The organism is Aeromonas sp. s1(2024) (assembly GCF_040908005.1).
GTDB lineage: Bacteria > Pseudomonadota > Gammaproteobacteria > Enterobacterales > Aeromonadaceae > Aeromonas > Aeromonas caviae.
Genome location: NZ_JBFOCW010000003.1, coordinates 58,760 through 71,594, shown reverse-complemented (window position 1 = coordinate 71,594; position 12,835 = coordinate 58,760). Strand labels below are relative to the sequence as shown.

The following is a 12,835-nucleotide window of genomic DNA, read 5'->3' as shown; positions in this document are numbered from 1 at the left end:
GGGTGGCGGGAGGACGGGCGAGGCGTTGTCGTGCCACTCCCGTGACGACGCCTCAGGGGGTCATCTGCTGGTGTAGCCCCCGCCATGGCTGTGTTAACCTTGCCCTGTCCGTCTCCCGGCGGACCCCGGCCTCTCTCTTCATTTCATCTCTGCCAACAGGGGGCACACCCGTGACGACTGCTTCAGCGCTGCCGGATCTGATCCTCGGGGCCTCGCTCTACTTTCCGCCCCTGTTCAAGGCCGTGCTGCTCGGCCTGCTGGGCTGGCTGCCGCTGCACCATCTGCTGCGGGACTGGCTCTACGGCGGCGAGGTCTGGCACCCCCTGCTGATGGATCTCTCCCTCTTCATCCTCGCCGTCAGCGGCGCCCTATGGATATTGCTACATGGCTAAATCACCCCTTGCGACCCTCAAATACTTCTCCACCCTGCTGGTCTTTGCCCTGGCGCTGGTGTCGCTCTGGTGGCTGTGGAACGACTACATGCAGGGGCCCTGGACCCGGGATGGCAAGGTGCGGGCCGAGCTGGTCAGCATCACGCCCCAGGTGTCGGGCAAGATCGTCAGGATAGGGGTCAAGGACAACCAGCTGGTGAAGGCGGGGGACCTGCTCTTCACCCTGGATCCCGAGCCCTATCGCATCGCGCTGGACAACGCCAGCGCGGCCCTGGCCAAGGCCAGGTCGGATCTCGACAAGGCGGAGCACGAGGCGAACCGTCGCCAGAGCCTCTCCCGCACCGTCATCTCCGCCGAGGCGGTGGATGAATCCAGGCTCAATGCCCAGGCGATGAAGGCGGCCTATGAGGTGGCCCAAGCCAATCTGGAGCAGGCCAGATGGTCCCTTGCCCGGACCGAGGTCCATGCTGCGAGCGACGGCTACATCACCAACCTGCAGGCCAGGGTCGGCAACTACGCCACCGCCGGGGTGCCCCTGGTGGCCCTGATAGACACCCACTCCTTCTATGTGCAGGGCTATTTCGAAGAGACCAAGCTCAGGCACATCGCCCCCGGCAAACCGGCCGAGGTGGTGCTCTACAGCGGGGATCGGGTACTCAGGGGGGAGGTGGAAAGCATAGGGCGCGCCATTCACGATCAGAGCCTGGAAGGCAGCGAGGGGCTGCTGCTCGACGTCAAGCCGAACGTGCCCTGGGTGCGCCTGGCCCAGCGGGTGCCGGTGCGGATCAGGCTGCTGGCGATTCCCCCGGATCTGGTCTTGATCGCGGGCACGACCTGTACCATCACCATAGGGGACTAGAGTGATCCCCTCGCTCTGGCGCCAGACCCCCTGGGGCAAGGCCAACGGCGGCCAGTGGCGCTACGCCCTGCGCAATGCCCTGGCCATGTGCCTGTCGCTCTGGCTGGCGTTCGTGCTGCAACTCGACTCTCCCTACTGGGCCATGACCTCCGCCGCCGTGGTGAGCTTTCCCACCGTGGGGGGCGTCATCAGCAAGAGCCTGGGGCGGGTGGTGGGCAGCCTCATCGGCGCCATGGCGGCGGTGATGATCACCGGCCTTGGCATCGGTGATCCCTGGCTCTTCAGCCTGCTTATCGCCCTCTGGCTGGGGGGTTGCACCTACATCTCCAACCACCATCAGAACAACGTCTCCTACGGTTTCGCCCTGGCGGGCTATACCGCCGCCATCATCGCCTTCTCCTGCGTCAACCTGACCGACCCGCAACATATCTTCGACATCGCCCAGGCCCGGGTGAGCGAGGTGATCGTCGGCATCCTCTGCGGCGGCCTGATGATGATGATCCTGCCGAGTTTCTCCGATGGCGAGACCCTGCTGGACTCCCTTGGCAAGAGCCAGACCCGGCTGCTGGAACATGCCCAGCTGCTCTGGCTCGGGGAGACGGGCGCCGATGTGCGCACCGCCCACGAGGGGGTGATCGGTCAGATCCTCACCCTGAACGTGCTGCGCATCCAGGCAGTCTGGAGCCACCACCGCCTGCGCCGCCACAACCAGTTGCTGAACTATCTGCTCCATCGCCAGCTGAGGATGGTCAGCCTCATCTCGGGGCTGCGCCGCATGCTGCAACACTGGCCAGAGGACGCCGTCGACCCGGCCCCCATGCTGGCCGCCGTGCTGCGGGAGCTGGGACAGGGGGGCTGCGACAAGCTGCGCATTGCCCGCCTGATGGCGCCCTTCGTGGCCCGTTCGGGGGATGATTATCGCTGTCAGGCCTTCTGGCTGCGGCTGCGCCACTTCTGCTGGAGCTACCTGGAGTGTCAGCGCTGGCTGGAAAGGCTGGCCCGCCACGATGGCCAGGAGTGGCCGGCGCCGCCGCGCCACAGCTCTCTGACCAGCCACACCGACGGCCTGGAGGCGGCCTACAACGGGGGGCGTACCTTCCTCTGCGTGATGCTGGGCTGCACCTTCTGGATCCACAGCCAGTGGGATGCGGGCGCTGCGGCCCTGACCCTGCTCGCCATCTGCTGCGTGCTCTATTCCGCCACCCCGGCCCCGGCGAAGGGGGCCCAGACCATGCTCAAGGCCATCGTGCTGCTCAGCTTTATCTGCTTCGGGGTCAAGTTCGGGCTGATGATCCGCATCGACGACTTCTGGATCTTCTGCGCCCTGCTGTTCCCCGCTCTCATCACCCTGCAACTGCTGAAATTGCAGCGACCCCAGGGGGCGGCGCTCTGGGGCCAGCTCATCGTGCTGCTCGGCTCCTTCCTCGCCATCACCAATCCGCCGAGCTACGACTACCTCGCCTTCGTCAACAGCAGCCTCGCGCAGGCATTGGGGGTGATGAGTGCCGGACTGGCGTTCCAGCTCCTGAGGCCCAGCTCGGATCGGCGCAAGAGCCGCCGCCTGATGCATCGTCTGCGGCGGGATTTCGTGGACCAGCTGGCCCCGGCCCCGCATCAGAGCGAGGGGGAGTTTGAATCCCGGGTCTATCACGCGGTGAGCCAGCTCAGCCAGAGTCAGGATCAGGGGGCCCGGCTCTGGGTGCTGCGCTGGGGCGTGGTGCTGCTCAATTGCAGCCATATCGTCTGGCAGCTCAGGCTTTGGCGCAGCCGGGATCCGGCCCTCTATCTGGTGCGGGACGGCTGTCTGCGCTGCCTGAAAGGCATTCTGACCGAAGGGGGCGTGCAGCACGAGACCCTGGGGCGCACCCTGGCGGAGCTGGACCGCATCAGCCAGGGGCTGGGGGAACATGCAGACCCGGCGGCCCGGGCTCTGGCGGGGCTGGTGTGGCGACTCCACTGCTCCCTCTCCCAGCTTGTGCAGGCCCTGCCCGGGGAACCCGCCTGATCCCGGGCGGGGAGGCCGGAGCCCCTCTGGATCACCCTTTGCGAGCGCCCCATTTGTCCCGGGCCCTCCCAGCGAGTAAGATTCCCCCCAAACGTCAATTCGCAAGGCCCTCCATGTCCACTCAATACAATGCGGATGCCATTGAGGTCCTCAATGGCCTTGAACCGGTGCGTCGCCGCCCCGGCATGTACACCGACACCACCCGGCCCAATCACCTCGGCCAGGAGGTCATCGACAACAGCGTCGACGAGGCGCTGGCGGGTCACGCCCGCAATCTGGAGGTGATCCTGCACGAGGATCAGTCCCTCGAGGTGATCGACGACGGTCGCGGCATGCCGGTGGACATCCACCCGGAGGAAGGGGTCTCCGGCGTGGAGCTGATCCTCTGCAAGCTGCACGCGGGGGGCAAGTTCTCCAACAAGAACTACCAGTTCTCCGGCGGCTTGCACGGGGTGGGGATCTCCGTGGTGAACGCCCTCTCCGATCGGGTCGAGGTGACGGTGCGCCGGGACGGCCAGGTCTATGACATCGCCTTCGAGCGGGGCGACAAGGTGTCTGATCTGACCATCACCGGCACCTGCGGACGCCGCAACACTGGCACCCGGGTGCGCTTCTGGCCAGAGGCGCGCTACTTCGATTCGCCGCGCTTCTCGGTCTCCAAGCTGGAGCACCTGCTCAAAGCGAAAGCCGTGCTCTGCCCGGGCCTCACCATCAAGTTCCTCGACAAGAACACCGGCATCAAGCTGGAGTGGTGCTACGAAGACGGCCTCAAGGATTACCTCATCGATGCGGTCAAGCAGTTCACCTGCCTGCCGGAGCAGCCCTTCGTCGGCTCTTTCAGCTCCGAGCAGTCGGCGGTGGACTGGGCCCTGTGCTGGTTGCCGGAAGGGGGCGAGTGCCTCGCCGAATCCTATGTGAACCTCATTCCCACCGCGCTCGGTGGCACCCATGTCAACGGCCTGCGCCAGGGGCTGCTCGACGCCATGCGCGAGTTCTGCGAGTTCCGCAACCTCTTGCCCCGCGGGGTCAAGCTGACCCCGGAAGACATCTGGGATCGCTGCGCCTACATCCTCTCCATCAAGATGCAGGACCCGCAGTTTGCCGGCCAGACCAAGGAGCGTCTGTCGTCCCGCCAGAGCTCGGCGTTCGTCTCCGGCGTGGTGAAGGATGCCTTCAGCCTTTACTTGAACAGCAACACCGAGCTGGCCGAACAGCTGGCGGAGCTCTGCATCTCGAGCGCCCAGCGCCGGATGCGCGCCGCCAAGACGGTAGTGCGCAAGAAGATAACCCAAGGCCCGGCCCTGCCCGGCAAGCTGACCGACTGCGGCTGCGCCGACCCCATGCAGGGGGAGCTCTTCCTGGTGGAGGGTGACTCCGCGGGCGGCAGTGCCAAGCAGGCGCGGGATCGCGAATTCCAGGCCATCATGCCGCTTCGCGGCAAGATCCTGAACACCTGGGAGGTGGAGGCCGGTCAGGTGCTCGCCTCGCAAGAAGTACACGACATCTCGGTGGCGATCGGGCTCGACCCGGATTCCGACGACCTCAGTGGCCTGCGCTACGGCAAGGTGTGCATCCTCGCGGATGCGGACTCGGACGGTCTGCACATCGCCACCCTGCTCTGCGCCCTCTTTGTGAAGCACTTCCGCACGCTGGTGGAGAAGGGCCATGTCTATGTGGCCATGCCGCCCCTCTATCGTATCGACATCGGCAAGGAGGTCTTCTACGCCCTCGACGAGGACGAGAAGAACGGCGTGCTGCAACGGGTCGAAGCCGAGAAGAAGAAGGGCAAGGTGATGGTGACCCGATTCAAGGGGCTGGGTGAGATGAACCCCAAGCAGTTGCGGGAAACCACCATGGATCCCAACACCCGCCGCCTGGTGCAGCTCACCATGGGCGCGGAAGGAGGGGCAGAAGGGGAAGATGGGGACGAGACCCTGCAACTGATGGACATGCTGCTGGCCAAGAAGCGCGCCGGTGATCGCCGCGAATGGCTGGAAGAGAAGGGCAACCTCGCCATCATCTAAAGCGAGTCGCAAGTACCCCGGCCCTCCCCTTCGCAAGGGGAGGGGGCCAAGCCTCTCCTCCCCCTCATGGAGGGGGAGGTTGGGAGGGGGTCTTGTGATTCACCGTCGGCCCCCTGCCGACCCGCATTTCCGGCGCGCCCTCTGAGGGCGTGCCATAGCAAGAGAACAACCTTATGAGTGATGCTATCGAGCTCAGTCTGTTGGATGAAGTAGAGCGCCAACCAGCTCCCGAACCGAAAGAGAAAATCACATGAGTGATGCCATCGAGCTCAGTCTGGACGGGGTCGAGCGCCAGCCAATGCGCACCTTTACCGAACAGGCTTACTTGAACTACTCCATGTACGTCATCATGGATCGGGCCCTGCCGCATATCGGCGACGGCCTCAAGCCCGTGCAGCGGCGCATCATCTACGCCATGAGCGAGCTGGGTCTGTCGGCCCTCTCCAAGCACAAGAAATCCGCCCGTACCGTGGGTGACGTGCTGGGTAAATATCACCCCCACGGCGACAGCGCCTGTTACGAAGCCATGGTGCTGATGGCCCAGCCCTTCTCCTACCGCTACCCGCTGGTGGACGGTCAGGGCAACTGGGGGGCGCCGGACGATCCCAAATCCTTCGCCGCCATGCGTTATACCGAGGCGCGCCTGTCACGCTTCTCCGAGCTGCTGCTCTCCGAGCTCGGCCAGGGCACGGTGGAGTGGACGCCGAACTTCGACGGCACCATGAAAGAGCCCGTGGTGCTGCCCGCCCGCCTGCCCCACATCCTGCTCAACGGGGTGACCGGTATCGCGGTGGGCATGGCGACCGACATCCCGCCCCACAACGCGCGGGAAGTGGCCCACGCCTGTGTGGAGCTGCTGGATAATCCCAACGCCGGTTTGAACGATCTGATGGCCCATGTGCAGGGGCCGGATTACCCGACCAATGCCGAGATCATCACGCCGCGCGACGACATCCGCAAAATCTACGAGACCGGCAAGGGCTCCATCAAGCAGCGGGCGGTGTGGAGCGAGGAAGATGGCGACATCGTCATCACGGCGCTGCCTCATCAGGCCTCCGGCGCCAAGATCATGGAGCAGATTGCCGCCCAGATGGTGGCCAAGAAGCTGCCGATGGTGACCGATCTGCGGGATGAATCGGACCACGAGAACCCGACCCGTCTGGTGATCGTGCCGCGCTCCAACCGGGTGGACGTGGAGGGGCTGATGGCCCACCTGTTCGCCACCACGGACTTGGAGAAGAACTACCGGGTCAACCTCAACATCCTGGGTCTGGACAACCGGCCCCAGGTGAAAGACCTCAAGACCATCCTCACCGAGTGGCTGAGTTTTCGCCGCGAGACGGTGCGCCGCCGCCTGCAGTATCGCCTCGACAAGGTGCTGGCTCGCCTGCACATCCTCGAAGGCTTGCTCATTGCCTACCTCAACATCGACGAGGTGATCGAGATCATCCGCACCGAGGAGGAGCCGGGCCGGGTGATGATGGAGCGTTTCAATATCAGCGAGACCCAGGCCGAGGCGATCCTCGAGCTCAAACTGCGCCACCTGGCCAAGCTCGAAGAGTTCAAGCTGCGTGCCGAGCAGAATGAACTGGCGGAAGAGCGCGACAAGCTGGAACTGATCCTGGGTTCCGAGCGCCGTCTCAGCACATTGCTCAAGAAAGAGATCCTGGCGGATGCCGAGAAGTACGGCGACGATCGCCGCACCCCGCTGGTGGAGCGCGCCACCGCCGTGGCCCTGACCGAGAAGGAGCTCACCCCGAGCGAGCCGGTGACCGTGATCCTCTCCGACAAGGGGTGGGTGCGCGCCGCCAAGGGCCACGACGTGGACGTGGAGGGCCTCTCCTACAAGGCGGGGGACGGTTATCTGGCCCACGCCCATGGCCGCAGCAACCAGCAGGCGGTGTTCCTCTCCACCCTGGGGAGAACCTACTCGCTGGAGGCCCACACCCTGCCCTCTGCCCGCAGTCAGGGCGAGCCGCTCACCGGTCGCTTCGCGCTGGGGGCCGGTGAAGAGGTGCGCCATCTGGTGATGGGTAACGAGGGCGAGCCGTACCTCGTTTGCTCCGACGCCGGTTACGGCTTCGTCTGCCAATACGATGACCTGACGGCCAAGAACAAGAACGGCAAGGCGCTGCTGACCGTGCCGGAAGGGGGCTTGGTGATGGCGCCCCAGAGGATAGGCGCGCCGGACACGGATCTCTGCATGGCCATCTCCAACGAGGGTCGCATGCTGCTGTTCCCGCTCAATACCCTGCCGGTACTCGGCAAGGGCAAGGGCAACAAGCTCATCAGCATCCCGTCGGCGCGGGTCAAGGCGCGGGAGGAGTTTATGGTGATGGCGGCCATTATCCCGCAGGGCCAGTCGGTCACCCTGTTTGCCGGCAAGCGCAAGCTCACCCTCAAACCGTCTGACCTTGACTACTACCGTGGCGAGCGCGGCCGACGTGGCGCCAAGCTGCCCCGTGGCTTGCAGCGGGTGGATCGCATCGAGATTGAACCCGTCGCCGGCGCAGAACCGGTAGCCGGGGAAAATCAGGAAGGGTAATTAATAAAGAAGGGCGCGAAAGCGCCCTTCTTATTAATGAGCGCTTAAATAAATGGTAGATATTATTCTTCGTTGGCAGCTGATTTCTCTACAGTCTTCTCTTTCACTATTCCGTCATCAGTTTTAGGTGTAGGTATTTTCTTGTTTAGCTTGGTGCTTTCAGCGAAACGGCCAGCCTCTTTTGCAAGGGATGGAACCATGTCGATAGCTTTTTTAAAAGCTTCTGAATCTATGAATTCATGCCATGGACTATTGTAGTCTTTTCCTGACACCAATCTCAGTGGCATCTCATCAAAACGATCTAATGTAGAGTTGAAAAGTCGCTCGCTTGTTTCTTGATTGAAGTCTTCGGATATTTTCCTAAAGCCAGTAAATGCTTTTGCAACAGTTGCTTTATAAGAGTAATCTTCTGATAATTTAAATCTGTGGTTGATTTGTTGTGTTGAAATCCAAGCAAGCCACAGTGGACCGCCAATAGAGAATATCGAAATAATAGTATGTAATATCGCTTGACCAGCCGTTAAATCGCCCTTTAATGCCTCTGTAAAATCAGCAACTCGACTTGAGCCGATGCCAATGCCAAAAGCAAGGGCAACTAAAAGACCAATAATCCAAACCCAGATAGATTTTTGAAGCTCCTTTGCTTTTTGATCGAAACCAGCAGCAAGCCCCTGAGTTGTTGTTATCTGTAATGCATCATCACACTGTTCAACTAGGCTAGATGCACTTTGGGCATAAGCATTAGTGTTTGCTAATAATGTTTTTATTTTATCACGCATGGATATAGACTCTGATTGAGCCACGCCAATATATGCTTTGATTTCACTTATCTCATTTTTATATTTATTAATGTCATCTCTAGTTTCTTTTATTGTGGATGTTAGTTTTTCTCTGGCATCATTCAGATCTTGAATTACAGCCGGTAATGATTCTGCAGCTTCATAAGCACTATTTATAGTTTTAACCTTAACGTCAATTTCACTACAGTCGCTATTTAGGTCATTAAGCTGTGAATCTAAGGCTCTAAGTCTGTTTTTAAGGTTTTTAGGGACGAGTTTATTACTGTTTATGCTATCCCATGAAAATAATTCAGTTTCGATTTCGTTATTTACTATCTGTAAGAGAAATAAAATCGATGGAACTATGGCGGAAATTCTTCCTGCATCATCCAGAAGGTATGATGTAACATCGTCAGTCTGTTTGTTTATACTTTCCGTTAGTTCTCCAATTGTTTTACTTAATCCTTCTGGAATTTCTGATGCTGCATATTGATTGAGCCTCTTTATTATGTTTGAAATTGTGTTTGTTATATCTACAGGGGGAATGTGAAGGTAATTCCAACCATATTTTGTATCAAAAGTTTGGTCTGGTAGATTGCATTGAGATATAGAGGTTGATAAATTTCCAAGCGACGTTATCAATGCTGAAATTTTAATGTGCATTCATTGTCCTTAATAAATGAAACGGTTCTGGAACTATATGAAGCCAAATAATGAAAGCGAAACTATATAGTTCGTCAGACAGATTAGCTGCGTTTAACGAAGCCCAACAATTTAAAAAATCCATACAACAAGCAGCTTAACAGAACTGGATCGCTATTTATTGTGATTCGAGCCAGTTTTTACCAACGTGGTTGTGTGATGGTATTTACCGGTAGGGCCGTAGGTCTGATTAGCGAAGCGTCATCAGACGTTCGCGAAAACAGGCTGCCGCCATGCTGCGGGCACGCCTACGGCTCTCTCTATCCATGGCCAGCCTGTGTATTGCGTGCATCAGGTGCCTGTGTGGCTGCCAAGCAGCATCAGGCTAAACAGCAGCCAGTCATTGATGATGTGTGAGCCGGTCGATACCCAGATGTTTTTGGTGATGATGTAGCCACTGAGCAGCACGATGCGGGCCGTGCCGATCACCAGAAAACATTGCAGAAAATTCCAGTCATAAGTGGGCAGGTGCAGGGCTCCGAAGATTAGAGCCGTCGATAGCCAGGCGATGAGGATGGCGGACTTGCGGGGCAGGCCGAGCTTCTGGTGACAACACCAGAGGATGGCCAGAAAAGGCAGGATGGAGATCACCTCCTCGCCGAAGAGCTGGGGCGCCGTCTTGAGATAAAAGAGGATGCGCGCCGTATTGGACGCCTCTGCCAGCATGGCGTTGACCGGGTTTGCATTCAGCTGGAACAGGTGCTGCATGGCCATGGCAACGGCGATTGAGACCAGTATGTTGATGCCGGTAATCGCCAGCATCAAGAGACAATCCCGCCGCGTCGGCGTTCGAAACAGTGAGCGCCACCCTGTTCCCGCCACCATGGCGAGCACGGCCAGAGGAATGAGAGGAAACAGGAGGGCGGGCACAAAGCCCCCTGAGGTGGTCTTGAAAAAGTCGATGGGGGCGGAGAGTGCCGCAAACCCCAGGATGACCCCCAGCAGGATGAGAGCCCAGCCACGGGCAGACGGGGTGTGAGGATCCTGGCGATAGAGGGGGAAATCCCCGGCGCTCTTGCGCTCGAGCCCGAGGCGCTCACTGTCATTCAATACCGGCATTGCTGTAGGTTGATGCTCACCCATGGTGATCCTCGGGATGTCTATCCGTTGCTGTGCAGACAACCCTACACCAGAAAGGGGGGAAAGGGGCGCCGCTGGGTACAACACGCCAGGGGAATGGCAACGCCGCCAATCAGTTGTCGAAGTTCCACTCGATGGGCAGCTCAAGATCGAAAACGAGCTGATCCCCGTCGAGGGTGAAGGCCACGCTGGTCTGGTGCTGGTCGTATTCGTCGATAAGGCGGCAGCTCTCGGAAAAGTTGGATTCGTAGCCGAGGCGGGCAGTGCCGCCGGTGCGAGCCTCGTCGAGTTCCACCCCCAGCACCCGCAGGGGATCCTTCTGGCTGAGCTTGACCCGGCTGTCACCCACATCCACCAGCCGCTCCAGCAGGGGGAAGAAGTCCTGCTTGTTGGCCTCGATGGCCCGGGCGATGACCTGCTCCAGTTCGGTGGCGCTGGCAAGGGCGGGATCCAGCGTGTAGCGGGTCTGGATGCTTTCCTGAGTCATATTGTGCTCCTTGGGGCAATGAACCTGCGTCGGCCATCAGCACGATAGGCGGTGAACAAGGTGTGCTTAGCCATTAAATAAGGTGGTGATTCATTCTGGTGGATAAAACCATCATAAAAAACCGATGAAGGCAGCATATTGCTTCTCGTCAGGCGGGAATGCGGCCATTGCGCACCAGGGCCCGGCGGATATTTTTGCACATCTTGCCGAAGCGGTTGAGCTCGTCGAAGCTGGGCGGGATGCCGCGATCGATCTGATATTGCCAGTAGCAGAGGTCCGTATCCACCAGCTCCATCAGCTTCTTGGGGCAGCCGATGCAGGTGTTGTCCGGCCCGCATTTGAAGGTATCCGGTTGATAGAGCGGAAATTCCGCCTTCACGGCGTCGATGATCTGCTGCATGGCTGTCATGCGGTCCGGCTTTCTGCTCACGGCTCGTTCCCCGGCGGCTTGTATGGGGGAGTCATTATATCCTTGACAAAATGTGGGCCAATGACGCTTAGGAGGTAGTCCGCCTTGCGTGCACGCCACCGCACCCCGGATCCTGCGCCTGCTTTCCCCCTGGTGGCCTCTTCTGTCTGGCGCCGTTTCGGGTCATGATGAAAGCCCCGAACGAACCACTTTTTGACTGACCCCTCTGGAGGTGCGATGAGACCCTGTGCCCTGCTGTTGCTTTTTCCACTGGTGTGCCAGGCCGAGGCCAGTCCGAGTGAACCCGTGCAGGAAGGTACCCTGGCCAATCAGCAGCTGATCAGGGATGCCATGGTGGGGGTCGCATCCTGGGTGGCCACCAAGGGGTGTGACGCGCCGGAGCGCTTCGTGCCCGTGGTGTTGCAACTTCCCGAGGGGGAGCCGGGCAGTCGCCACTGGCAGGAGCGCTGGACGGTGACGGGCTGTGACAACGTCTATCCCGTGGTGATCGATTTTCGGGAGACCGGGATGCAGAGCGCCATGTGGACCATTGCCAGATAGGGTCGGCGCCGCCATCTGCGAGCTGCAAAAATGACAACGCCCGGCAAGCCGGGCGTTGGAACAGCGTGAAGGGGAAAGCCCGTCATCAGAAGTCGTGGTAGAGGGGCCAGCCGAGCAGGGGGTGGCGGATCCCGGCGCGCATCTCCATGTTGTCGAGCTTCTCCGGCGAGGCGTCCTCTTTTTGCAACTGCTGGTACTGGCGCACAAAGCCGAGGGTGTGGAGGAGGTTGGGCACAAAGCCCGGGCTCAGCTCCTGACGCAGGGCGGTGGCCATGTCGGCGGGCAACGCGCTCAGCATCAGGGTGAGCTGGGCGGCGAGGTAGTCGGTGTCGTACCAGCGCTCGTCGAGCTCAATCTCCCGCGCCAGCTTGCGCTTGAGATCCTGCTTCACCTTGAGGGGGGCGGCGCCACTGCCCTTGCCGCAGAGGATGCGGTAGAGCAGCGCTTCGGCCAGCTTGTCCTCCATGGTGGGGTGGTCGCTCTCGCAGGCGAAGAAGTGCTGGTCGATGAGCTCCATCAGGCGGCTCTTGTTGTGCTCGGTCAGCGCCTTCTCGTACTCCTGCCACCCTTGCCACTCCTCCACATCGGGGGGGCTGGAGATCTTGTCCAAGAGCCGCGCATCCACGTCACCGTAGAGGCTGTTGCCAGCCTGCTTGGGGCTGACAGTGATGAGCATGGACCAGCCCTTCTGGAACGGCTTGATGGGGCCTTCCGGTGCCTGCAACAGGGCCAGGGCCTTGGCCGGATCCCGTTGGGATAGCTCCTGCAGACCGAGGCTCACCACGCCGATGACGTCGTGGGCCGCCTGCTCCAGCAGGTGCATCTTGTACTTGTTGTAGTACTTGTCGGCGAATTTGAGGCTCATCAGCACCGCCTTGCCCTTGATGGCGGCGAGCTGTTGCTCGGTCAAACGTTCATTGTCGCGGCCAAAGCGCAGCACCTGGGTCAGAAAGGGGCCCTGGTTGGCATCGCGAATGACTAACTGCATGAAT

At 60.2% G+C, this 12,835-nt stretch carries 11 protein-coding genes; 6 read left to right on the top strand and 5 right to left on the bottom strand.

The window, feature by feature from the left end:
- The first annotated feature begins 149 nt into the window (after positions 1-149).
- The 5 genes from AB5Y70_RS00745 (at position 150) to parC (ending at position 7,825) form a co-directional block, all read left to right on the top strand.
- Positions 150-392: a DUF1656 domain-containing protein gene (locus tag AB5Y70_RS00745; RefSeq protein ID WP_039039819.1), complete on the top strand. Its 243-nt coding sequence runs from the start codon at positions 150-152 to the stop codon at positions 390-392.
- Positions 385-1,251 (top strand): HlyD family secretion protein, encoded by an 867-nt coding sequence (locus AB5Y70_RS00740; RefSeq protein ID WP_039039753.1) that lies wholly within the window; start codon positions 385-387, stop codon positions 1,249-1,251. Before AB5Y70_RS00745 ends, AB5Y70_RS00740 begins: the two co-directional genes overlap by 8 nt.
- 1 nt (position 1,252) lies before the next feature.
- Complete coding sequence (locus AB5Y70_RS00735; protein WP_043153984.1) at positions 1,253-3,256, top strand: FUSC family protein; 2,004 nt, start codon at positions 1,253-1,255, stop codon at positions 3,254-3,256.
- A gap of 113 nt (positions 3,257-3,369) precedes the next feature.
- The gene (gene parE / locus AB5Y70_RS00730; RefSeq protein ID WP_042015440.1) at positions 3,370-5,280 is read left to right on the top strand and encodes a DNA topoisomerase IV subunit B; all 1,911 of its coding nucleotides are present in this window, start codon (positions 3,370-3,372) and stop codon (positions 5,278-5,280) included.
- Positions 5,281-5,530: 250 nt separating this feature from the next.
- Complete coding sequence (parC, locus tag AB5Y70_RS00725; RefSeq protein ID WP_043153981.1) at positions 5,531-7,825, top strand: DNA topoisomerase IV subunit A; 2,295 nt, start codon at positions 5,531-5,533, stop codon at positions 7,823-7,825.
- Between the two features lie 62 nt (positions 7,826-7,887).
- Here the strand turns inward: parC and AB5Y70_RS00720 are convergent, their stop codons facing one another.
- The 4 genes from AB5Y70_RS00720 to AB5Y70_RS00705 all read right to left on the bottom strand — a co-directional run bounded on the left by AB5Y70_RS00720 (position 7,888) and on the right by AB5Y70_RS00705 (position 11,273).
- Positions 7,888-9,267: a hypothetical protein gene (locus AB5Y70_RS00720; RefSeq protein ID WP_368175900.1), complete on the bottom strand. Its 1,380-nt coding sequence runs from the start codon at positions 9,265-9,267 to the stop codon at positions 7,888-7,890.
- 330 nt (positions 9,268-9,597) lie between these two features.
- Entirely contained in the window at positions 9,598-10,389 is a 792-nt protein-coding gene (locus AB5Y70_RS00715; RefSeq protein WP_368175899.1) for a CPBP family intramembrane glutamic endopeptidase, read from the bottom strand.
- A 109-nt stretch (positions 10,390-10,498) separates the two neighbouring features.
- Positions 10,499-10,873 carry a hypothetical protein gene (locus AB5Y70_RS00710; protein WP_043152954.1) on the bottom strand — a complete coding sequence of 125 codons (375 nt, stop codon included), beginning with the start codon at positions 10,871-10,873 and terminating at the stop codon, positions 10,499-10,501.
- Positions 10,874-11,021: 148 nt separating this feature from the next.
- On the bottom strand, positions 11,022-11,273 hold the full coding sequence (locus AB5Y70_RS00705) for a hypothetical protein (protein ID WP_039039818.1): 252 nt from the start codon (positions 11,271-11,273) through the stop codon (positions 11,022-11,024).
- Between the two features lie 246 nt (positions 11,274-11,519).
- On the opposite strand from AB5Y70_RS00705, the gene AB5Y70_RS00700 reads away from it, so the two are divergent.
- Positions 11,520-11,843, top strand: a complete 324-nt coding sequence (locus AB5Y70_RS00700) for a hypothetical protein (RefSeq protein WP_049636123.1) — start codon at positions 11,520-11,522, stop codon at positions 11,841-11,843.
- A gap of 85 nt (positions 11,844-11,928) precedes the next feature.
- Here the strand turns inward: AB5Y70_RS00700 and AB5Y70_RS00695 are convergent, their stop codons facing one another.
- Positions 11,929-12,831, bottom strand: a complete 903-nt coding sequence (locus tag AB5Y70_RS00695) for a hypothetical protein (protein ID WP_043152952.1) — start codon at positions 12,829-12,831, stop codon at positions 11,929-11,931.
- Between the last annotated feature and the right edge of the window lie 4 nt (positions 12,832-12,835).

What these genes read in the sequence shown, in the direction of transcription:
- AB5Y70_RS00740 (WP_039039753.1), top strand. Translation starts at nt 385, where the DNA reads ATGGCTAAATCACCCCTTGCGACCCTCAAATACTTCTCCACCCTGCTG.
- parE (WP_042015440.1), top strand. Translation starts at nt 3,370, where the DNA reads ATGTCCACTCAATACAATGCGGATGCCATTGAGGTCCTCAATGGCCTT.
- parC (WP_043153981.1), top strand. Translation starts at nt 5,531, where the DNA reads ATGAGTGATGCCATCGAGCTCAGTCTGGACGGGGTCGAGCGCCAGCCA.
- AB5Y70_RS00720 (WP_368175900.1), bottom strand. Translation starts at nt 9,267, where the DNA reads ATGCACATTAAAATTTCAGCATTGATAACGTCGCTTGGAAATTTATCA.
- AB5Y70_RS00715 (WP_368175899.1), bottom strand. Translation starts at nt 10,389, where the DNA reads ATGGGTGAGCATCAACCTACAGCAATGCCGGTATTGAATGACAGTGAG.
- AB5Y70_RS00710 (WP_043152954.1), bottom strand. Translation starts at nt 10,873, where the DNA reads ATGACTCAGGAAAGCATCCAGACCCGCTACACGCTGGATCCCGCCCTT.
- AB5Y70_RS00705 (WP_039039818.1), bottom strand. Translation starts at nt 11,273, where the DNA reads ATGCAGCAGATCATCGACGCCGTGAAGGCGGAATTTCCGCTCTATCAA.
- AB5Y70_RS00700 (WP_049636123.1), top strand. Translation starts at nt 11,520, where the DNA reads ATGAGACCCTGTGCCCTGCTGTTGCTTTTTCCACTGGTGTGCCAGGCC.
- AB5Y70_RS00695 (WP_043152952.1), bottom strand. Translation starts at nt 12,831, where the DNA reads ATGCAGTTAGTCATTCGCGATGCCAACCAGGGCCCCTTTCTGACCCAG.